This is a genomic window from Komagataeibacter rhaeticus, assembly GCF_011611525.1.
Classification (GTDB): domain Bacteria; phylum Pseudomonadota; class Alphaproteobacteria; order Acetobacterales; family Acetobacteraceae; genus Komagataeibacter; species Komagataeibacter rhaeticus.
In genome coordinates this window covers 2075535-2096063 of the sequence record NZ_CP050139.1, presented here as the reverse complement: position 1 = coordinate 2096063, position 20529 = coordinate 2075535, and the positions used below count along the sequence as shown (strand labels likewise).

At 67.4% G+C, this 20529-nt stretch carries 19 protein-coding genes; 15 read left to right on the top strand and 4 right to left on the bottom strand.

What is annotated here, in order from left to right:
- The first annotated feature begins 30 nt into the window (after nucleotides 1–30).
- From GWK63_RS09560 to GWK63_RS09500, 13 genes are all read left to right on the top strand, one after another.
- The gene (locus tag GWK63_RS09560) at nucleotides 31–2022 is read left to right on the top strand and encodes a peptidylprolyl isomerase (RefSeq protein ID WP_050800808.1); all 1992 of its coding nucleotides are present in this window, start codon (nucleotides 31–33) and stop codon (nucleotides 2020–2022) included.
- Nucleotides 2023–2039: 17 nt separating this feature from the next.
- Nucleotides 2040–3593, top strand: coding sequence for an anthranilate synthase component I (trpE, locus tag GWK63_RS09555; RefSeq protein ID WP_007400294.1), 1554 nt, complete (start codon nucleotides 2040–2042; stop codon nucleotides 3591–3593).
- Nucleotides 3594–3830: 237 nt separating this feature from the next.
- Nucleotides 3831–4427: an anthranilate synthase component II gene (locus GWK63_RS09550; protein ID WP_007400296.1), complete on the top strand. Its 597-nt coding sequence runs from the start codon at nucleotides 3831–3833 to the stop codon at nucleotides 4425–4427.
- Between the two features lie 6 nt (nucleotides 4428–4433).
- Nucleotides 4434–5765, top strand: coding sequence for an anthranilate phosphoribosyltransferase (trpD, locus tag GWK63_RS09545; RefSeq protein ID WP_007400297.1), 1332 nt, complete (start codon nucleotides 4434–4436; stop codon nucleotides 5763–5765).
- Between the two features lie 3 nt (nucleotides 5766–5768).
- Nucleotides 5769–6662, top strand: a complete 894-nt coding sequence (trpC, locus tag GWK63_RS09540) for an indole-3-glycerol phosphate synthase TrpC (protein ID WP_007400298.1) — start codon at nucleotides 5769–5771, stop codon at nucleotides 6660–6662.
- A complete protein-coding gene (gene moaC, locus GWK63_RS09535; RefSeq protein ID WP_034929838.1) occupies nucleotides 6659–7150 on the top strand; it encodes a cyclic pyranopterin monophosphate synthase MoaC in 492 nt (163 codons plus the stop codon). The genes trpC and moaC overlap by 4 nt, the downstream gene beginning before the upstream one ends.
- 140 nt (nucleotides 7151–7290) lie before the next feature.
- The gene (gene pdhA / locus GWK63_RS09530) at nucleotides 7291–8250 is read left to right on the top strand and encodes a pyruvate dehydrogenase (acetyl-transferring) E1 component subunit alpha (RefSeq protein WP_007400301.1); all 960 of its coding nucleotides are present in this window, start codon (nucleotides 7291–7293) and stop codon (nucleotides 8248–8250) included.
- A gap of 7 nt (nucleotides 8251–8257) precedes the next feature.
- Nucleotides 8258–9616 (top strand): pyruvate dehydrogenase complex E1 component subunit beta, encoded by a 1359-nt coding sequence (locus GWK63_RS09525; protein ID WP_007400302.1) that lies wholly within the window; start codon nucleotides 8258–8260, stop codon nucleotides 9614–9616.
- Nucleotides 9617–9627: 11 nt separating this feature from the next.
- Nucleotides 9628–10908: a pyruvate dehydrogenase complex dihydrolipoamide acetyltransferase gene (locus tag GWK63_RS09520; protein ID WP_040000009.1), complete on the top strand. Its 1281-nt coding sequence runs from the start codon at nucleotides 9628–9630 to the stop codon at nucleotides 10906–10908.
- A 14-nt stretch (nucleotides 10909–10922) separates the two neighbouring features.
- Entirely contained in the window at nucleotides 10923–12332 is a 1410-nt protein-coding gene (gene lpdA / locus GWK63_RS09515) for a dihydrolipoyl dehydrogenase (RefSeq protein ID WP_007400304.1), read from the top strand.
- A gap of 253 nt (nucleotides 12333–12585) precedes the next feature.
- Entirely contained in the window at nucleotides 12586–13578 is a 993-nt protein-coding gene (lipA, locus tag GWK63_RS09510) for a lipoyl synthase (protein WP_040000011.1), read from the top strand.
- Nucleotides 13578–14066: a type II toxin-antitoxin system RatA family toxin gene (locus GWK63_RS09505; RefSeq protein ID WP_034929821.1), complete on the top strand. Its 489-nt coding sequence runs from the start codon at nucleotides 13578–13580 to the stop codon at nucleotides 14064–14066. Before lipA ends, GWK63_RS09505 begins: the two co-directional genes overlap by 1 nt.
- A gap of 34 nt (nucleotides 14067–14100) precedes the next feature.
- The gene (locus GWK63_RS09500) at nucleotides 14101–14448 is read left to right on the top strand and encodes a hypothetical protein (protein WP_007400308.1); all 348 of its coding nucleotides are present in this window, start codon (nucleotides 14101–14103) and stop codon (nucleotides 14446–14448) included.
- A gap of 19 nt (nucleotides 14449–14467) precedes the next feature.
- Here GWK63_RS09500 and GWK63_RS09495 read toward each other — a convergent pair whose 3' ends face one another.
- From GWK63_RS09495 to GWK63_RS09480, 4 genes are read right to left on the bottom strand one after another with little or no spacing between them, the layout of a single operon-like run.
- The gene (locus GWK63_RS09495) at nucleotides 14468–14971 is read right to left on the bottom strand and encodes a CinA family protein (RefSeq protein ID WP_007400309.1); all 504 of its coding nucleotides are present in this window, start codon (nucleotides 14969–14971) and stop codon (nucleotides 14468–14470) included.
- A gap of 35 nt (nucleotides 14972–15006) precedes the next feature.
- The gene (locus GWK63_RS09490; protein WP_007400310.1) at nucleotides 15007–15480 is read right to left on the bottom strand and encodes a phosphatidylglycerophosphatase A family protein; all 474 of its coding nucleotides are present in this window, start codon (nucleotides 15478–15480) and stop codon (nucleotides 15007–15009) included.
- On the bottom strand, nucleotides 15480–17465 hold the full coding sequence (locus tag GWK63_RS09485) for a lytic transglycosylase domain-containing protein (protein WP_099963201.1): 1986 nt from the start codon (nucleotides 17463–17465) through the stop codon (nucleotides 15480–15482). The genes GWK63_RS09490 and GWK63_RS09485 overlap by 1 nt, the downstream gene beginning before the upstream one ends.
- The gene (locus tag GWK63_RS09480; protein ID WP_034929814.1) at nucleotides 17465–18070 is read right to left on the bottom strand and encodes a YjbE family putative metal transport protein; all 606 of its coding nucleotides are present in this window, start codon (nucleotides 18068–18070) and stop codon (nucleotides 17465–17467) included. The genes GWK63_RS09485 and GWK63_RS09480 overlap by 1 nt, the downstream gene beginning before the upstream one ends.
- 219 nt (nucleotides 18071–18289) lie before the next feature.
- Between GWK63_RS09480 and purB the strand changes: the two genes are divergently transcribed.
- Together purB and GWK63_RS09470 are read left to right on the top strand one after the other, a co-directional pair.
- A complete protein-coding gene (gene purB, locus GWK63_RS09475; protein WP_007400314.1) occupies nucleotides 18290–19642 on the top strand; it encodes an adenylosuccinate lyase in 1353 nt (450 codons plus the stop codon).
- 39 nt (nucleotides 19643–19681) lie between these two features.
- A complete protein-coding gene (locus tag GWK63_RS09470) occupies nucleotides 19682–20422 on the top strand; it encodes an NRDE family protein (protein WP_034929811.1) in 741 nt (246 codons plus the stop codon).
- Nucleotides 20423–20529: the final 107 nt, after the last annotated feature.

Genomic DNA, 20529 nt, shown 5'->3' with positions numbered 1-20529 from the left:
CCGGAAAACAGGGCGCCCGTCCGGGTGCGCATGGTGCGCACGCCCTGTTCCGTCCGGCTTTGTCTTGGTGCTGGCGCAGGGTTTTTCATGCTATCTTTTCTGTATCGCGTGTTTGTCGATTCATGGGTGGGGCGCATTGTTGCCGGGCTGTTCTTCCTCGCCTTCATCGGGTTTGGCGTGGGGGATGTGCTGATGAACATCGGCACCGAACGCGCCGACGTGGCCGCCCGCGTGGGCAGCCGCCCCATCCTGGTGCAGTCCTACCAGAACGCGCTCCAGTCCGAGATGCCGCAGGTGGCCCAGTCCATGCACCTGTCCGACCCGGCCCAGATCCCGCCCGCAACGCGCGAACAGGTGGCCCGTCAGGTGCTCCAGCGCCTTGTGCTGCAGGCCGAAATTGCCGAGGCCGCCGACCGCCACGGCCTGATCGTGCCCGATTCCGTGGTGCGGGACGAGATTTTCTCCATCCCCGCCTTCAGGGGCACGAATGGCCAGTTCGACCGCGCCCTGTTCAACGACCGCCTGCACCGCACTGGCATGACCGAAGGGCGGCTGATTGAACTGGTGCGGCAGGAACAGGCGTCGCGCGTGCTGCTGGAGCCGATTCGTGACGGGGCCACCGTGCCCGACGTGATGGTCCGCCGCCTGTTTGATTTCGAGGCCCAGACCCGCACCATCGACCTGGTGCGCGTGCCCTTTGACAGCCAGCAGGTGACCGCCACCCCGACCCCCGCCCAGCTTGCGCGCTACCACGCCAACCACCCGTGGGAATTCACCGCCCCCGAATACCGCCATGCCCGCGTGGTCGTGCTTTCGGCCGACACCATCGGCCGCATGCTCGACATTACCGATGCCGAACTGCAGAAAAGCTATCAGGATCAGGCCCAGACCTTCAGCGCGCCCGAACGGCGCAGCGTGCAGATCGTGACCGTGCCGACGCAGGACCGCGCCACCGCCCTGCGCGCGCGGTGGACGGATGCGGGGGCATGGGCGCAGGTGCAGAAGGACGCGGGCCGGGACGCGGCGGCGGTGGAACTGCCGGGCATGAAGCAGACGGACATTCCCTCCGCCGATCTGGGCCGGGCGATCTTCGCCGCCCCCGTCGACGTGACACAGGGGCCGGTGAAGAGCGAGGGCGGCTGGGTCGTCTTTCGCGTCACCACGCTTACCCCCGCCCACACCACGCCCTTTGCCGATGTGAAGCAGGCGCTGCATGACCAGATCGCCCATACCCGCGCGCAGGCGCTGCTGGCCGACCGGGTGCAGAAGCTGCAGGACGCGATTGCCGGCGGCGGGCTGGATTCCATTCCCGCCGACCTGGGTGCCGTGGCCGTATCGGGCGACCTTGATGCCAGCGGCAACACCCACGAAGGCACGCCCGCCCCCATACCGGGCAGCGATGCGGTGCGGCAGGCGGTCATCGCCCGCGTGTTCTCCCAGGCAAAAGGGGCCAGCCCCGTGCTGGTGCAGGGGCCGGATGGCGCATGGTATGCCGTATCGGTTGATGGCGTGACGCCGGGCCATGCGCTGGATCTGGCCGAGGCCGGGCCGCGTGTCGCCGCCGCATGGCAGGCCGATGCCCGCCGCCACATGGCCGATCAGCAGGCCACCGCCTTCTACAACCAGGCGCAGGGGCAGGGGGGGCTGGCCCATGTCACCCCCGCCGTGCCGGGGCTGGAGCACAGCCAGCCCATTTCCCCCATGCAGCCGGCACCCGAAATCCCGCGTGAGGTGGCCGCCCTGATCTTCCGGCTGGAGAAGGTGGGGCAGAATGTCATGACCGAAGCGGGTGATTCCTATGTGGTGGCCACGCTGACGGCCATCAACCACCCCGACCCCGCCACGCAGAAGGACCTGTACGGGCGCGTGCGCGCGGGCCTGACCCAGTCCATGGGCGAGGATATCGAGATGGGCTATGGCGGGGCGCTGGAAGCCATTGTCAAGCCCAGGCCCAACGAGTCCGCCCTTCGCGCCGTGATGGCGGAGGTAACGGGCGGCCAGAACACAGGAACCGCACAGTGACAGCAGACGCCGCGCGCATGCGCCCCCCCTCCCGGCAGCCCGATGCCGCCCGGCGCGCGGCGGCACTTGCCACCCTGCGCGAAGGCAGGGCCGCCGTGGCATGGCGGGTCGAGCCGGCTGACCTGCTTACCCCCGTTGCCGCCTTCCTGCGCCTGTCGCCCCTTGCGCGCAGCCATGGCGGCGGCAATGGCGGGCACAATGCCTTCCTGCTGGAAAGTGTGGAGGGCGGCACCTCACGCGGGCGCTATTCGGTCATCGGCCTGCTGCCCGACCTGATCTGGCGCTGCCATGACGGGCGTGCCAGCCTGTGCACCGACCCGTCCGCCCCCGCCCATGCCTTCGTGCCGCAGGCCGAGGCCCCGCTGGTCTCGCTGCGGCGCATCCTGCATGCCAGCCGCATCGACCTGCCCGAGGGGCTGCCGCCCATGACCGGCGGCGTGTTCGGCTACCTGGGCTATGACATGGTCCGTCAGGTCGAATGCCTGCCCGACATGCCCGCCGATGACCTGGACCTGCCCGAGGGCATCCTGATGCGTCCCGGCCTGTTCGCCATATTCGACACGGTGCGTGACGAACTGCTGCTGGCCGCGCCCCTGCGCCCGCAGGAGGGTGTTGCCCCCGAAGCCATATGGGACGCGGCGCAGGCCCGGCTGGAACAGGCGCGCGCGGCCCTGTCCACCCCGGTGGAACTGCCTGACGGGCCGGTGGGCGAAATGGCGCCCCCCGTGCCGGAATCGACGATGAGCAAGGACGAATTCTGCGCCATCGTGCGCAGGCTGCAGGACTATATCGCTGCGGGCGACGCCTTCCAGATCGTGCCGAGCCAGCGCTTCAGCGCCGCCTTCACCCTGCCGCCGTTTGCACTGTACCGCGCATTGCGGCGCATCAACCCCGCGCCCTTCCTGTTCTATCTGGACCTGGACGGGTTCAGCCTTGTCGGCTCCTCGCCCGAGGTGCTGGTGCGCCTGCGCGAAGGCACCATGACCGTGCGCCCGCTGGCGGGCACCCGCCCGCGTGGCCGCACGACGGTGGAGGACCTGGCGCTGGAGGCCGAACTGCTGGCCGACCCCAAGGAACGCGCCGAACACCTGATGCTGATCGACCTGGGCCGCAACGATGTGGGCAGGGTGTGCGAACTGGGTTCGGTCAGGGTGACGGAGCAGTTCGTGATCGAACGCTTCAGCCATGTCATGCATATCTCATCGAATGTGGAAGGGACCCTGCGCCCCGACCTTGGGGCACTGGACGCGCTGATGTCGGGCTTCCCCGCCGGCACGCTGACGGGGGCACCCAAGATCCGCGCCATGCAGATCATTGACGAGGTGGAGCCGACACGGCGGGCGACCTATGCCGGGTGCATCGGCTATTTCGGCCCCGATGGGGACATGGATACCTGCATCGGCCTGCGCATGGCGGTGGTGAAAGACGGGCGGATGTACGTGCAGGCGGGCTGTGGCGTCGTGGCCGACAGCGTGCCCGAGGCGGAATACGAGGAAACCCGCCAGAAGGCCCGCGCCCTGTTCCGCGCGGCGGAGGAGGCGGTACGCTTCGCCACGGCCGGGGACGCCTGAAGGCCATGGAAATTTCCGGGGGCCGCCTTTTTGAAAAAGGCGGCGTTCCCTCCTGAAGCTTTTTGAAAAAGCACCACCGGAAACTTCTTTCGTGTGCGGGCGGTCGTGACATCAGGGGACTGAAACACTTCGCAAGATGATTTTACGGCTTCCGCGTACATGATAAGGGATGGCAAGACATGCCCGGGCCACGCCAGAAGGTTTGACCCGGCCCAGCGGAAAAGCCATGATACGCCCATGATCCTTCTGATCGACAATTATGACAGCTTTACCTTCAACCTCGTCCACTATCTGGGCGATCTGGGGGAAAAGTGTGACGTCCATCGCAACGATGCGATCAGCGTGGCGGATGCGCTGGCGCTGCGGCCCGAAGCCATTGTCATCTCGCCCGGTCCCTGTTCCCCCAATGAAGCCGGGATCTGCTGCGACCTGATTGCCGCCGCCGCCGGAAAGGTGCCGGTATTCGGCGTCTGCCTGGGCCATCAGGCGATAGGCCAGGTATTTGGCGGCAGGGTGGTGCGCGCGCCCGTGCCGATGCATGGCAAGGTCTCGCCGGTCTATCATGACGGGACCGACATCTTTGCCGGCCTGCCCGACCCGTTCAGCGCCACGCGCTACCACAGCCTGACGGTCGAACCCGAAAGCCTGCCCGAAACGCTGGTGGCCACCGCGCGCACGGAAGATGGCGTGATCATGGGCCTGCGCCACGCCAGCCTGCCCATATTCGGCGTGCAGTTCCACCCCGAGAGCATCGCATCCGAACACGGGCATGACATCATGGCCAATTTCCTGTCCATCGCACGCGGCACCAACACGCCGCGCAAGGCTGCCTGAGCAGGGATGGGCAGCACGATGGACAGCACGCCAGCCACCAGCGCCCTGTTTCGTGATCTGCTGGGGCAGGCTGTCGATGGCGGGGCGAAGGTGGCGCCGGAACTGGCGCAGCAGGGCCTGAAATGCATTGAACGGGGCGAGGCGGCGCCCGTGCCCGCCACCGCCTTCCTGACCGCGCTGCGCCTGCGTGGCCTGCTGCGCGCCGATCCGGTGGAACTGGAAGCCGTGCTGGGCCACCGCCCGCCCGTGGTCGTGGCACCTGAAATGCAGGCCGCGCTGGACCGGGTGATGGACGGGCAGGCATTGACGCCAGAGATGGCGCAGGCCGCGTTTGACCGGATCATGGATGGCGGCGTGCCCGATGCCGCGCTGGCCGCCTTCCTGACCGCGCTGCACATGCGCGGGGAAAGTGCCGGTGAGCTGGAGGCCGCCGTGCGCGCCATGCGCGCGCGCATGATCGCGGTGCCCGGCATGCCGGATGACGCGATTGATGTCTGTGGCACGGGTGGCGACGGGCTGGGCACGCTCAATGTCTCCACCGCCGTGGCCTTCGTGCTGGCCGCCCTGGGGGTGCCGGTGGTCAAGCATGGCAACCGCGCGCTGTCCTCGCGCTCGGGGGCGACGGATGTGCTGCTGGAACTGGATGTGCCCCTGCCGGTGGAGCCCGCGCGTATTGGCGGCATGGTGGAACGCCACGGGCTGGCCTTCCTGGCCGCCACCAACCACCACCCCGCCATGCGGCATGTGGGGGCGGTGCGCCGGGCGCTGGGTTTCCGCACCATTTTCAACCTGGTCGGCCCGCTGTGCAATCCCGCCCGGGTAACGCGGCAGATGGTGGGCGTGTTCTCGCCCGACTGGCTGGAAACCATGGTCCGGGCATTGCAGGCCACCGGATCGACGCATGTCTGGGCCATAAGCGGTGACTGCGGGCAGGGGCGGTTCATTGACGAACTGACCCTGGCCGGTCCCACCCGCGCCTGCGTGCTGGAGGGCGGGCAGGTGCACGCCGTGGACGTGGATGCGGCGGCGGCCGGGCTGGAACCGGCCCCCATTTCCGCCATTGCCGGTGGGCCGCCCGCCCATAACGCGCAGGCGCTGCAGGCGCTGGCGCGCGGGGCGCGCGGGGCGTACCGGGATACGGTGCTGCTGAATGCCGGTGTCGCATTGCATGTGGCGGGGCGGGGCAGCACTATCATACGGGGTGGCGCGATTGACTATGCCGCCCTGCGCGGGAACATCCGCCTTGCGGCGGATGCGCTCGATCGTGGCGCGGTTGCGGCCGTGCTGGAGGCCGTGCGGAGCTTCCGCACGGACGTGCCAAACAGAGTAACAGGGTAGAAAATGAACGACACGCCAAGCACCTCCCCCCAGACAGGCAGTGTCCAGCCCGAGGATGTGGACAGCATTCCCGACGTGCTGGAGCGTATCTGTGCCCGGACAAGGGTGGATGTGGCGCAGCGCGCGAAAGTCATGACACTGAAGGAAATCACCGCCCGCGCGCGGGAGGTGAACACCCCGCCGCGCGGGTTTGGCCAGGCGCTGAAGCAGAAGACGGCGGACCACCAGATCGGCCTGATCGCGGAAATCAAGAAGGCGTCGCCTTCGGCCGGGATCCTGCGTCCCGATTACGAACCCACGCAGATCGCGCAGGAATATGAAAAGGCGGGGGCGGCGTGCATTTCCGTCCTGACCGAAGGCTCGTGCTTCCACGGTAGCGCCGAGGACCTGACCCGCGTGCGGGAGGCATGCAAGCTGCCGCTTCTGCGCAAGGACTTCATCATCGACCCGTGGCAGGTGCATGAAAGCCGCCTGATCGGCGCGGACTGCATCCTGCTGATCATGGCCATCCTGACCGATGCCGAAGCCGCCGAACTGCTGGACATCGCGCGCGGGCTGGACATGGACGTGCTGGTGGAAGTGCATGACGAGGGCGAGCTGAACCGCGCGCTGGCGCTGGATACCTCGCTGATCGGCATCAACAACCGCAACCTGAAAACACTCCAGACCGATATCGGGACCACCTGCAGGCTTGCCCCGCTGGTGCCGCCGGACCGGATCATCGTGTCCGAAAGCGGCATTCGCACCCATGCGGATGTGATGAAGCTCAACGCCATTGGCGCCTCGGGCTTCCTGGTGGGGGAAAGCCTGCTGCGGCAGGCGGATGTCGGGGCGGCGGTGCATGCGCTGCTGGGCACCACGCCCGATGGCGCGGCCCCCGTGGCCCCCGCGCCATGACAGGGCCGCGCCTGTCCCATCTGGATGGCGCGGGACATGCGGTGATGGTGGATGTGTCGGCCAAGGCCGATACACGGCGCGAAGCGGTGGCGCACGGGCATATCAGCATGCGGCCCGAAACGCTGGCGCTGGTTGTGGCGGGCGCGATGCCCAAGGGCGACGTGCTGGCCACAGCCCGCATCGCGGGCATCATGGCGGCCAAGAAAACCGCCGACCTGATCCCGCTGTGCCACCCGCTCGCCATCTCGTCAGTCAGGGTGGAACTGCTGCCCGACGCGGATCAGCGCGGCATCACCATTACCGCGCGCGTGCGCACAACCGGCCCCACCGGCGTGGAGATGGAGGCACTGACCGCGGCCTCCGTCGCGGCGCTGACGCTGTACGACATGTGCAAGGCGGTGGAGCGGGACATGGAAATCGGTCAGATACACGTGATCCATAAATCCGGAGGGGCTTCGGGTACTTATGACCGCGTTGCGGGAGCATGACGGATCATGGCGCGCCCCTGTAACCGAAACGGCTGTGCCGGCCGCCCGGCAGGGGGCAGGGCACAGGCAACATGAACCAAGGACGTTCGATGAGTAACGAGACAGATCCCGGCCTGTCGGGTGGCCACAACAGCCGGACCATGACCGAGGCCGACCTGAAGGAAGCCTATTACCAGATGGTGCTGATCCGCCGGTTCGAGGAACGCGCGGGCCAGCTTTACGGCATGGGGCTGATCGGCGGTTTCTGCCATCTGTATATCGGGCAGGAAGCGGTTGTCGTGGGCATCCAGATGGAGCTGAAGCAGGGGGACAAGATCATCACCTCCTACCGTGACCACGGGCAGATGCTGGCCGCCGGCATGGACCCGCGCGGTGTCATGGCCGAACTGACCGGGCGCGAGGGCGGGTATTCCCACGGCAAGGGCGGGTCGATGCACATGTTCTCTTCCGAGAAGCATTTCTATGGCGGCCACGGCATTGTTGGCGCGCAGGTCTCGCTGGGCATCGGGCTGGCCTTTGCCAACAAGTATCGCGGCACGGACGAGGTCTCGGTCACATATTACGGCGAGGGCGCGTCCAACCAGGGCCAGGTGTACGAAAGCTTCAACCTGGCCGCCCTGCACAGGCTGCCCTGCCTGTTCGTGCTGGAGAACAACCGCTACGGCATGGGCACCAGCGTGGAGCGGGCCTCGGCCTCGAAAGCGCTGTGGCGCAATGGTGAGCCGTGGGGCATTCCGGGCATGTATGTCGATGGCATGGATGTCGAGGCCGTGCGCGCCGCCGCCGCCGAGGCCGTGGCCCACTGCCGCGCGGGCAAGGGCCCGGTGCTGATGGAGGTGGATACCTACCGCTACCGTGGCCATTCCATGTCCGACCCGGCCAAATACCGCCAGCGTTCGGAAGTGGACGAGATCCGCAAGAACCATGACCCGATCGACCGCGTGCGCCGCGAACTGCTGGAACGCGGTGTGGCGGAAAGCGACCTGAAGGCGATGGATGACAGGGTGAAGGCCGTTGTGGTTGACGCGGCCGAGTTTGCCCAGACCAGTCCCGAACCCGATCCTTCGGAGCTGTGGACGGACATTCTGGTAGGAAGCTGATTGAAAGATGGCAATACAGATACTTATGCCCGCCCTGTCCCCCACCATGAAGGAGGGCACGCTGGCGCGCTGGCTGCGCAAGCCGGGCGAGGCGATTGCCGCAGGCGATGTGATTGCGGAAATCGAGACCGACAAGGCCACGATGGAAGTCGAGGTCGTGGATGAAGGCGTGATGGGCCGCATCCTGATCCCCGAGGGGACGGAGAACGTGGCGGTCAACACCCCCATCGCCGTGCTGTTGGCCGAAGGCGAGAGCGCGGATGCGACGCCCGCGGCATCCCCCACGGCCCCGGCAGTACAGGCACCCGCCGCCCCGCCATCATGCGGGCCGACGCCTGCCGCCCCCGGCGCGCCGAAGGTTGCGGCCGAACCGGAAAAGGACTGGGGCGAGACCACCGAGATGACCGTGCGCGAAGCCCTGCGCGATGCCATGGCCGCCGAGCTTGCGCGCGATGAGGACGTGTTCCTGATCGGTGAGGAAGTGGCCGAATACCAGGGGGCCTACAAGGTCTCGCAGGGGTTGCTGGACCAGTTTGGCGAGAAGCGGGTGATCGACACCCCCATCACCGAACAGGGCTTTACCGGCATGGCCATTGGCGCGGCCCTGACCGGGCTCAAGCCGATTGTGGAGTTCATGACCATGAACTTCGCCATGCAGGCCATTGACCAGATCATCAATTCCGCCGCCAAGACGCGCTACATGTCGGGCGGGCAGATGTCGTGCCCCATCGTGTTCCGTGGCCCCAATGGCGCCGCCGCCCGTGTGGGGGCCCAGCATTCGCAGTGCTATGCCAGCTGGTACGGCCATGTGCCGGGGCTGAAGGTGGTGGCACCCTGGTCGGCAGCCGATGCCAAGGGCCTGCTGCGCGCCGCCATCCGTGACCCCAACCCGGTCATCTTCCTGGAAAACGAGATCCTGTACGGCCAGCGTTTTCCCTGCCCGGTGGATGAGGACTTCATCCTGCCGATCGGCAAGGCGAAGGTCGAGCGCGCGGGCACGGATGTGACCATCGTGGCGTTTTCCATCATGGTTGGCGTGGCGCTGGAAGCGGCCGGAAAGCTGGCGGAGCAGGGGATCGATGCGGAAGTGATCAACCTGCGCACCATCCGCCCGCTGGATACCGAGACGGTGGTGGAAAGCGTGAAGAAGACCAGCCGCGTGGTGGTGGTGGAAGAAGGCTGGCCCTTTGCCGGTATTGGCGCGGAAGTGGCCATGCAGGTGATCGAGCACGCCTTTGACTACCTGGACGCGCCGCCGGTGCGCGTGGCGGGGGCCGATGTGCCCATGCCGTTTGCCGCCAATCTTGAAAAGCTTGCCCTGCCCAATGCGGACTGGATCATCAATGCCGTCCGGCAGGTTGTGTGAGGGACCGCGCGATGCCGATCAACATCCTGATGCCCGCCCTGTCCCCCACCATGAAGGAGGGCACGCTGGCCCGCTGGCTCAAGGCGGAAGGCGACGCCATTGCCGCGGGCGACGTGATTGCGGAAATCGAGACCGACAAGGCCACGATGGAAGTCGAGGCTGTGGATGAGGGCATACTGGGCCGCATCCTGATTGGCGAGGGGACGGAGGGCATTGCCGTCAACACCCCCATCGCCATACTGGTGGCCGAAGGCGAAAGCGTGCCCGATGCGCCTGCTGCCACCGCCGCTGCCACGCCCGCCCCCGCAGCACCCGCGCCAGCAACACCCGTGGCCCCGGTTCCCGCCACCACGCAGGCCGCACCGGCAGCCCCTGTGGCCCCGGCACCAAAGGGCACACGCGTCTTTGCCTCCCCCCTTGCGCGCAGGATTGCAGCCCAGAAGGGCATTGATCTTGCCACGCTGAAGGGCAGCGGCCCCAATGGGCGCATCGTGCGCCGGGATGTGGAACAGGCGCAGCAGGCCCCGGCCGCAGCCCCCGCAGCCACGGCCGCGCCCGCCGCAGCGCCGGCATCGGCACCCGCACCCGCCAGCACGGCGTATGACACCGTGCCGCATTCGGGCATGCGCAAGGTGATTGCGCGCCGCCTGACGGAAGCCAAGTCCACCATCCCGCATTTCTATGTGGAAATGGATGTGGAACTGGATGCGCTGCTGGCGCTCCGCAGCCAGCTTAACGCGGCCGCCCCGTCCGAAGGGCCGGGAGCGTACAAGATTTCCGTCAATGACATGCTGGTCAAGGCGGCGGCGGTGACGCTGCGCCGGGTGCCGCAGGTCAATGTGTCCTATACCGATGACGCGCTGCTGGCGTATCATGACGTGGACATCTCGGTTGCCGTTTCCATCCCCGACGGGCTGATTACGCCCATCGTGCGCGCGGCCGACACCAAGGGCCTGCGCCAGATCAGCCTGGAAACGCGCGACCTTGTGGCGCGCGCACGCGCAGGCAAGCTGAAGCCGGAGGAATTCCAGGGCGGCACCTTCTCCATCTCCAACATGGGGATGTACGGGGTCAAGGCGTTCTCCGCCATCATCAACCCGCCACAGGCGGCCATCCTGGCCATTGCGGCGGGTGAGCGCAGGGCCGTGGTCAAGGGCAATGACATCGTGATCGCCACCGTCATGACCGTGACCCTTTCGGTCGATCACCGGGTGGTGGACGGGGCGCTGGCCGCACAGTGGCTCTCGGCCTTCCGCACGGTTGTTGAAAACCCGATGAGCCTTGTGGTCTGAGGAAACGATCCGAAATGAGCACCACGCAATTTGATCTCATTGTCATTGGCGGTGGCCCCGGCGGGTATGTGGCGGCCATCCGCGCCGCCCAGCTCAGGCTGAAGGTGGCGGTGGTGGAAGCCGCCCAGCTTGGCGGCATCTGCCTTAACTGGGGCTGCATTCCCACCAAGGCGCTGCTGCGCGCGTCCGAAATCAACCACATGCTGCACAACCTGGAGGAATTCGGGTTTGCGGCGGACAATGTGCGCTTTGACTTTGCCAGGGTGGTCAAGCGCTCGCGCGCTGTCTCGGCCCAGCTTTCGGCGGGTGTTGCCCACCTGCTGAAGAAGCACAAGGTCACGGTCATCAACGGCTTTGGCAGGCTGGCGGGCACGCAGGGGGACCTGCGCAAGGTTTCGGTCAGCACGGACGGGAAGGAGACGGCTGTCCTGACCGCGCCCAACGTGATCGTGGCCACGGGGGCGCGTGCGCGCGTGCTGCCGGGGCTGGAGCCGGATGGCAAGCTGGTCTGGTCGTACCGTGAGGCCATGGTGCCGACCGAACTGCCGCGCAGCCTGCTGGTGATCGGTTCGGGCGCGATCGGGGTGGAGTTCGCCTCGTTTTACCGCAACATGGGTGCGGACGTGACCATTGTGGAAGTGGCCGACCGCATCCTGCCGGTGGAAGATGCCGAAATCAGTGCCTTTGCCCGCAAGGCGCTGGAAAAGCAGGGGATGAAAATCCTGACCGGCGCGAAGCTGGGCGCGATAAAGAAGGATGCTGACAGCGTAACCGTGGAGGTCACGGCTGGCGGCAGGACGCAGCCGGTGACGGTTGCGCGCGTGATTTCGGCGGTGGGGATTGTGGGCAATGTCGAGAATATCGGCCTTGAAGGCACCGCGATCAAGGTGGACCGCAGCCACATCACGGTCGATCCCTACTGCCGCACGGCGGAGAAGGGGGTCTTCGCCATTGGTGACATCGCGGCCCCGCCGTGGCTTGCCCACAAGGCCAGCCATGAGGGCGTGATGGTGGCGGAACTGATCGCAGGGCGCAGCGTGCACCCGATCAGCCCGCTCAACATTCCCGGCTGCACCTACTGCCGCCCGCAGGTGGCCTCCGTCGGCATGACGGAGGAAAAGGCAAAGGCCGCAGGCTATAAGCTGCGCGTCGGCCGCTTCCCCTTCATCGGCAACGGCAAGGCCATTGCGATGGGAGAGCCGGAGGGCATGGTCAAGACCATCTTCGATGACGCCACGGGTGAACTGCTGGGTGCCCACATGGTCGGCCCCGAAGTGACCGAGATGATCCAGGGCTACGTCATTGCCCGCACCGGTGAACTGACCGATGCGGAACTGAAGGAAACCGTGTTCCCGCACCCCACCATATCGGAAACCATGCACGAAGCCGTGCTGGCGGCGTATGACGGTGCGTTGCATATCTAGCTGATAAAAAAGAATAAAAGTTTTTGGGTGCCGCCTTTTTTCAAAAAGGCGGCGGTCTTTGACGCTTTTTGAAAAAAGCTTCACCAAAAACTTTTTTCACTTTCCGGCCTGTTATGCGGGCAGGGCAGGGGATCACAGCGCTGATCGTGCGGTTGTGATCCCCTGCCGCCGCGCGGGCCGCAAGAATGCTTGACGTTGTGGGGCAGGCGTTACACTTCTGGTCAACCAGCCTGCCAGATGGGATGTTCATGCCATGTCCGTGCGTTTGACGATCGACCACCGCAAGAAGACGGATGCCGCCCTGCGGCACCCCGAAAAGGCGCATCGGCCCGATAACCCCATTGCGCGCAAGCCCGACTGGATCCGCGTGCGTGCCCCCAACCACCCCACCTATCACGAGACGCGCAGGCTCATGCGCGACAACAACCTTGTCACCGTGTGTGAGGAGGCAGCCTGCCCCAATATCGGCGAATGCTGGTCCCAGCGCCACGCCACCATGATGATCATGGGGGAAATCTGCACCCGTGCGTGCGCGTTCTGCAATGTCACCACCGGCCTGCCGCACGCGCTGGATGCGGATGAACCCGAGCGCGTGGCCGATGCGGTGGCGCGGCTGGGGCTGCGGCATGTGGTCATTACCTCGGTGGACCGCGATGACCTGCCCGATGGCGGCGCGCACCACTTCGCGCGCGTGATCGGGGCGATCCGCGCGCACGCGCCCGATACCACCATCGAGATCCTGACCCCCGACTTCCTGCGCAAGCCCGGCGCGCTGGAAGTGGTGGTGCGTGCCCGCCCCGACGTGTTCAACCACAATCTGGAAACCGTGCCCCGGCTCTACACCACCATCCGCCCCGGCGCGCGGTACTACCAGTCGATGCGCCTGCTGGATGACGTGAAGAAGATGGACCCCTCCATCTTCACGAAATCGGGATTGATGCTGGGACTGGGTGAGGAACGGCCCGAAATACTCCAGGTCATGGATGACCTGCGGATTGCGGATGTTGATTTCATCACGCTGGGGCAATATCTCCAGCCCACAGTGAAGCATGCGGCGGTGGCCCGGTTCGTGACACCGGAGGAATTCGCCGATTATGCGGGCATGGCCCGGGTAAAGGGGTTCCTGCAGGTCAGTTCCTCGCCACTGACGCGGTCGTCGTACCATGCGGACGCCGATTTCGCGGAACTGCGTGCCGCACGCGAACAGCGCCTGCGGGGCGAACGTGGCGTAATGGAGATTATGTGATGCCCACCCATGCCGAACGTCGGCTTATCGCCTATTCCCCCAGCCAGCTTTTTGACCTGGTGGCCGACGTCGGGAAATACCCCCAGTTCCTGCCGTGGTGCACGGGCGCGCGGGTGCGCACGCGCACGGCAACCGAACTGGTGGCGGACCTGACCATCGGCTTTGGTCCCTTCCGTGAGACGTTCACCAGCCGCGTGCTGCTTGAGGCACCGGGCACGATCCGCGTCAGTTATGAAAAAGGGCCGTTCCGCTACCTGAACAACGTCTGGACCTTCACGCCCGAACCGCGTGGCTGCCTGGTGGATTTCTTTGTGGATTTCGAATTCCGCTCCCGCCTGCTGCAGGCCGCGATCGGCGTGGTGTTCAACGAGGCGGTGCGCCTTATGGTCTCCGCCTTCATCCGCCGCGCGCGTGACATATACGGCCCGCCCGCACCCGCGGCTCCCGTACCGCCGCCCGTGGGCACGGCCAAGGCCGGAAGCGCCTGAACACCCAGATCCGACCGGACAGAAGGACCCCGTCATGACCAAACGTTTCCTTGCCACCATGCTGGGCGGTGCCCTGCTGTGCACCACGCTGCCCGCCATGGCCGCGCCCGCCGTCCGTCATGCGGCCCGCCATGCGGCGGAAGCCAGCACCGATGCACAGACGGATGACCTGAACGCGCAGAGCCTGCAGAAGGCGCGGTCGGCACTGCCACAGCCCACGGCGGCCGGCACGGCGGCCCCCGCCGCTTCCCCCGTTTCCATGCGTGCGGGGCCGGGCAGCACGGGCCGGGCCGCAAGCCATGCCGTACAGGCCGCCGGCACGGGCGAGACGGCAGGCAGCATACCCGTGCCCCGCACGCAGATGGATGGCGCGGGCGAATAGTCCCCGCACCCTGCCGCCACTATTCCGCCATCAGCCGCCCGGCATGGTCCAGCAGCAGCATCAGCGCCGTGCGGACCGCCTGCGCGCGCACATCCCACCGTTCGCCCGCGAAGGTGTGGGAGAGCGTATCCACGCTGCCCCCGCCCGCCACGCCAAACCAGACCAGCCCCACCGGCTTGCCTTCCACCGCGCCGCCGGGGCCGGCTATGCCGGTGATGGCAATGGCCAGGTTGGCGTCGGGCGCATGGCCCAGCGCGCCCTGCGCCATGGCGGCGGCCACTTCCCGGCTGACCGCGCCGTACCGTTCCAGCAGCGTCGCGGGCACGCCCAGCGCGTGGGATTTCATGCTGTTGGAATAGGTGACAAAACCGCCCGTCACCACATCGGATGACCCTGCGGCTTCGGTCAGGGCCGCGGCCAGCAGGCCGCCGGTGCAGCTTTCCGCCGTGACAATGCGGCACCCCGCCGCGCGGAAGCGGGCCAGCGCGTCGGGTATGCGGGCAAGGAGCGTATCAGGTAACATGCGCCGGGTTCTCCATTTCTGGCCGGTCTAACGCATCAGGCCAGGGCGTGGATGCCTGCCAGTATGGCACCCGCCATAAGCCCGGCCACGACATCATCCCCCATTATGCCCACCGCGTCATGCCTGCGGTCAAACCAGCCCACCGGGCCGGGCTTGGTAATGTCAAACAGGCGGAACAGGGCAAAGGCCAGCAGCAGCCACAGCCCGTCCGCCCAGCGCAGGGCAGTGAGTGGCAGGGGGGCAAGGGGGAACATGGCCAGCCACATGCCCGCCACTTCATCAATCACGATCCAGCCATGGTCCGCCCCGCCCGATACCGCCACCGTGGCCCGCCAGCCCACGAAGGTGCATAGCAGGATGGCCAGCGCCATCCAGATCCAGTGTCCCAGCAGCGGGATGCCCACCACCAGTGCGGCCAGCGAACCCACCGTGCCCGGCGCGCGCGGGGCCAGCCCGCAGCCGCCAAAGGTTGCGACCAGCCGGGCCAGCCGGGGTGCGTCGCCCGCCATCAGCCCTGTCCCAGCGCGGGGTCGGTGGCCTGGTAGATGGCCATGTTCTCCTCCACCCGTTCCACGTAGTTGCGGGTCTCGCCAAACGGGATGCTCTCGATCCAGTCCAGCATGGCGTCGGGCACCGGGGTGTCGCGCGCGGGGTTGCCCAGCGTGAGCAGCCATGTGTCGGTGCGGTGCGGCCCGGCATTGTAGGCGGCGGCCACATAGGGCACGGCGCCGCCCATGCGCTGGGCAATCTCGGCAAGGTACGCGGCCCCCAGCTGCATGTTGAGCTGCGGGTCGGTCAGGGATTCGGCGCTGACCCGTGTGGCGGGCAGGCCCGCCTTGCGCGCCATCTCGCGTGCGGTGGGCACCAGAAGCTGCATCAGCCCCACGGCGTGGGCGGGGCTGACCACGGCGGCGTCAAACCCGCTTTCCTGCCGCGCCACGGCCAGTTCCACATCGGCGGGCAGGATGGAAGTGGGCGGCGTGTAGGTGCGCGGCCAGCCTTCATGCACCAGTGTCAGCCCGTCGCGCCCGGCCAGGCGGGCCACCATCACGGCGGCATCGGGTATGCCCAGCCGCGTGGCCATGCGGGCGGCCAGCACATGGTCGATGGTGCTGGTGGACTGCGCATCCAGCGCCAGGATGAAGTCACGCGCATGCCGCCGGTCCCCCCATGCCACCAGGATCTCGGCCGCGCGGGCCAGGTCGGTGGTGTCAAAGCGCACGGAATCGGCCACGCTGGGGGTGGGTTCGCTCTGGCGCAGCAGGTAGGCGCGGATCTGGCGGCCGGCCTGTTCGGGCACCAGAAGGGGGTTCATGGCATTGCCACCCAGCCACGCGATGGCCATCTGGCCATAGAAGGTATTGGCCAGCGTGGCAGCCTGTTCCCACTGCGCGCGTGCCGCGGCGGCATGCCCTTCGGCCGCAAGGGCGCGCCCGGCCCAGAACAGCCCCCGGCTGCGGGTAATGACCGGCACCGCCTGCGCCAGCGGGGTGAAATCGGTCACGGCGTGCCTGGCATCATGCAGGTATTGCAGCCGGATCCACCCGCTCAGGAACAGTGCGTCGTAATGGTTGGCGGAACCGATATCGGCGCTGTCACTGGCCATGAACAGGGCATCGGCGGTGCGGTGGGCCAGCAGCAGGTCACGCGCCAGCCCGTCACGCTCGCGCCAGAAACCGGCCGCGATCGTGGGGGGCACCTCCTTTTCCGCCGCCACCCCGCGCGCATGCCACAGGGCCAGTGCCTCATCCAGCCGCTGCGCGTGGTGCAGCCAGCGCAGGTGGTCGAACACCAGCGCGGCATCGGCCTGCTGCCCGTCCGGAACCGTGGCCAGCACGGCTTCCGCCTGCGGGTCGTTGCGGCGCAGCGCCAGCCGCGCACGCGCCACGACCTGCTGGGCGGGGTCCAGCATGGGCACCTGCCTTGCTGCCGCATCTACCTTGCCCGCGCGTTCCTGCCGGTCAAAGCGCTGCCAGTGGTCCTGCGGTGTCAGGACGGTGCCGAATCCCGTCAGCAGGGCCTGGGCCTCGGCCGGGGTGTCGGCGCGGTTGACCCATGTGGCGCGCGCCTGTGCGTCCAGCCCGGCGGGGCGGGGGGTGGCACTGGCGCAGCGCAGCAGGGCGTGCGCATCGGTCAGGGGCTGGGCGGCGCACAGGCGGCCCGCCGCCGCGTTGTCCGGCTCGGCGGCCAGGGCCTGCTGGAAGCGCGCCAGCAGCAGCGCGCGCTGGGGCCAGGACGGGTTCTCCGTCAGGAAGGTGGCGTATTCATCCGCGCTGCTGCGCGCGGGGGAAAGCAGGCGCAGATAGACCAGCAGCTTGGCTGCGACCGGGTCGTCATCGGCATTGCCCGTGGCGGCCTGCCGCGGGGTGGGCCAGTCGCCACGGGCGGGCGCGGGCGCGGGCTGTGCGGATGGCGCGGCCGGAGCGGGGCGGGCGGCCAGCGCCGCCAGCAGCGCCACGCCCGCCGCCAGTGCGGGGCGCGCGGCGCGCGGCATCACGCCGCCCCCCCCACATGCGTCCAGACCTCGCCCCCGCCCTTTACGATCAGTTCGATCGCCACCGCCAGCACCACCAGCAGCCCGACCCACGAAATCCAGCGGTACCGCTCCAGCAGCCGCGCGATAAGCGACGCCGCCACCGCCATCAGCACCACCGAGACCGCAAGCCCCGCCACCAGCACGCCAATATGCTCGCCCGCAGCCCCCGCAACCGCCAGCACGTTGTCCAGGCTCATGGACAGGTCGGCCACGATGATGCGGATGATGGCATTGCGCAGTGAACCGGGGGCGGGCGTGCCCTCTTCCGCGGGGGCGGTGCCGCGCATTTCCCGGTACATCCGCCAGCATACCCACAAAAGCAGCAGCCCGCCCGCCAGTGTCAGCCCGATGATGGCCAGCAGCCGCACCGCCACCAGCGCCAGGCCGATACGGATCACCGCCGCCCCCAGCACGCCGCACAGGATGGCGACTCGCCGCGCCCTGTGCGGCAGGTTGCGCACCGCCATGCCCACCACGATGGCGTTGTCACCCGCCAGGGTCACGTCAATCAGGACGACCTGCGCCAGCGCGTACAGGGCGGAAGGGGAAAGGAAGGCGGACATGGGCAGATACGATCCTGGCTGTTGGCCCGTACGCGGGCATGGCTTCACAAGGGCTTTATGGGGCCGCCGGTATGAATCATGCAATCTCCCCCATCATGACGGATCATGCATGCCCCCGCCACGGCGCGCATGAATATAAGGGAGACGCCGCCATCAGAATTGGCTAGGAAGGCGGCCACACGTTCCGATTGAGCCACTGCCGTAAGGAAACCCCATAACATGGTCCCGCGCTATACCCGCCCTGTCATGGCCGCCATCTGGTCGCCCGAGAACCGCTACCGCATCTGGTTCGAGATCGAGGCGCTGGCCTGCGAGGCCATGGCGGACTATGGCGCGATTCCGAAGGATGCCGCGAAGACCATCCGTGAGAAGGGGGATGCCGCCATGGCCGCCTTCTCGCAGGCCGACCTTGACCGCATTGACGAGATCGAGGCCGAAACCCGCCATGACGTGATTGCCTTCCTGACGTGGCTGGCGGAAAAGGTCGGCCCCGACAGCCGCTTCGTGCATCTGGGCATGACCTCGTCCGATGTGCTGGACACCTGCCTGTCGGTGCAGATGGTGCAGGCGACCGACCTGCTGCTGGAAGACCTGGATGCCGTGCTGGCGGCGCTGAAGAAGCGCGCGTTCGAGCACAAGCACACCCTGACCATCGGCCGCAGCCACGCCATCCATGCCGAGCCGACATCATTCGGCCTGAAGATCGCGGGCCATTATGCCGAATTCGCCCGCAACCGCGCGCGTCTGGTCCGCGCGCGCGAAGAAATCGCGGTCTGCGCCATTTCCGGCGCCGTAGGCACCTATGCCCATATCGACCCCCGTGTTGAGGAATACGTGGCGGCCAAACTGGGGCTCAAGCCCGAGGATGTGTCCACCCAGGTCATTCCGCGTGACCGGCATGCGGCGTATTTCTGCGCGCTGGCGGTGATTGCCAGCGGCATCGAGCGGCTGGCCACCGAAGTGCGCCACCTGCAGCGTTCCGAAGTGCGTGAGGCGGAGGAGTTCTTCCACAAGGGGCAGAAGGGCTCGTCCGCCATGCCGCACAAGCGCAACCCCGTGCTGTCGGAAAACCTGACCGGGCTTGCCCGCCTTGTCCGCTCGCACGTCATTCCCGCGCTGGAGAACGTGGCGCTGTGGCATGAACGCGACATCAGCCATTCCTCCGTCGAGCGCAACATCTGCCCCGATGGCACGATCGGGCTGGACTTCGCACTCATGCGCCTTGCGGGCATGATGGAAAAGCTGGTGGTCTATCCCGAGCAGATGCAGGCCAATATCGAAAGCCTGGGCGGGGTCGTGCATTCGGGCGAGGTGCTGCTGGCCCTTGCGCGCGCCGGAATCCTGCGGGAGGATGCGTACCGTATCGTCCAGCGCAACGCCATGGCCACATGGACCCGGCTGGGCAGGCCGGACGGGAAGACCTTCCGCGAGAACCTGGAAGCCGACCCGGACGTGGCGGGCCGGGTGCCGCCCGAGGTGCTGGACCGCGCCATGGACAGCGCATCCCACCTGCGGATGCTCGACCATACATTCACCCGCGTGTTTGGTGAGGCCGGCCCCGCGCGCGGCTGACCCGGCCACGGGGCAGATAACACAGCAGGATGGCAAGGCGTGTGCACAGTCGTCATATCCCATGATCCGGCGCAGGACTGGCCGCTGCTTATGGCGGCCAACCGTGACGAGCGCCTTGACCGCCCCTGGCTGCCGCCGGGGCGGCACTGGCCCGACCATCCCGGCATCGTGGGCGGGCAGGACCAGGTGGCCGGCGGGTCGTGGCTTACGCTCAATGATGCGGGTGTTGTCGCGGGCATCATGAACCGCGTGGGCAGCCTTGGCCCCATGCCGGGCAAGAACTCACGCGGGGCGCTGCCGCTGCTGGCGGGCCGGTTCGATACCGCGCGCGCCGCGGTGGAGCACATCGCCACGATCGACGCGGGGGCGTGGCGGTCGTTCAACATGATCGTGGCCGACCGGCTGGACGCCTTCTTCATCCGTGGCCCCGGCTATGGCCAGCCACAGGTGGAAGCGCTTGCGCCCGGCGTGCACATGGTCGCCACCACCGACCCCGATGACATGGCCATGCCGCGCATCCACCGCCACCTGCCGCGCTTCCGCGCGGCGCTTCGCCCCGTGCCGCCGCACTGGACGGCATGGACCGGCCTGCTGGCCGACCGCTCCCTGCCTGCGGGCAGCGAGATCAACATCCCGCCGCGCTCGGGCTTTGGCACATGCAGTTCATCGGCCATCGGGGTGGCGGCGGATAACCGGCACTCATGGTTTTTTGCCGCGGGCGCCCCGGACCGGGTGGGCTACCAGCCGGTTGATCTGGCGGCGCGCGGGGCGGGGACATAGGTAAAATGGTATCTTCCCGCCCCGAACGCTGCTATGGCATGCGCAGCATGAGGGGTCATGCCAGCAGCAGATCCCGCCGATCAGGGGAGGGGCCGCTCCCGGCCCGT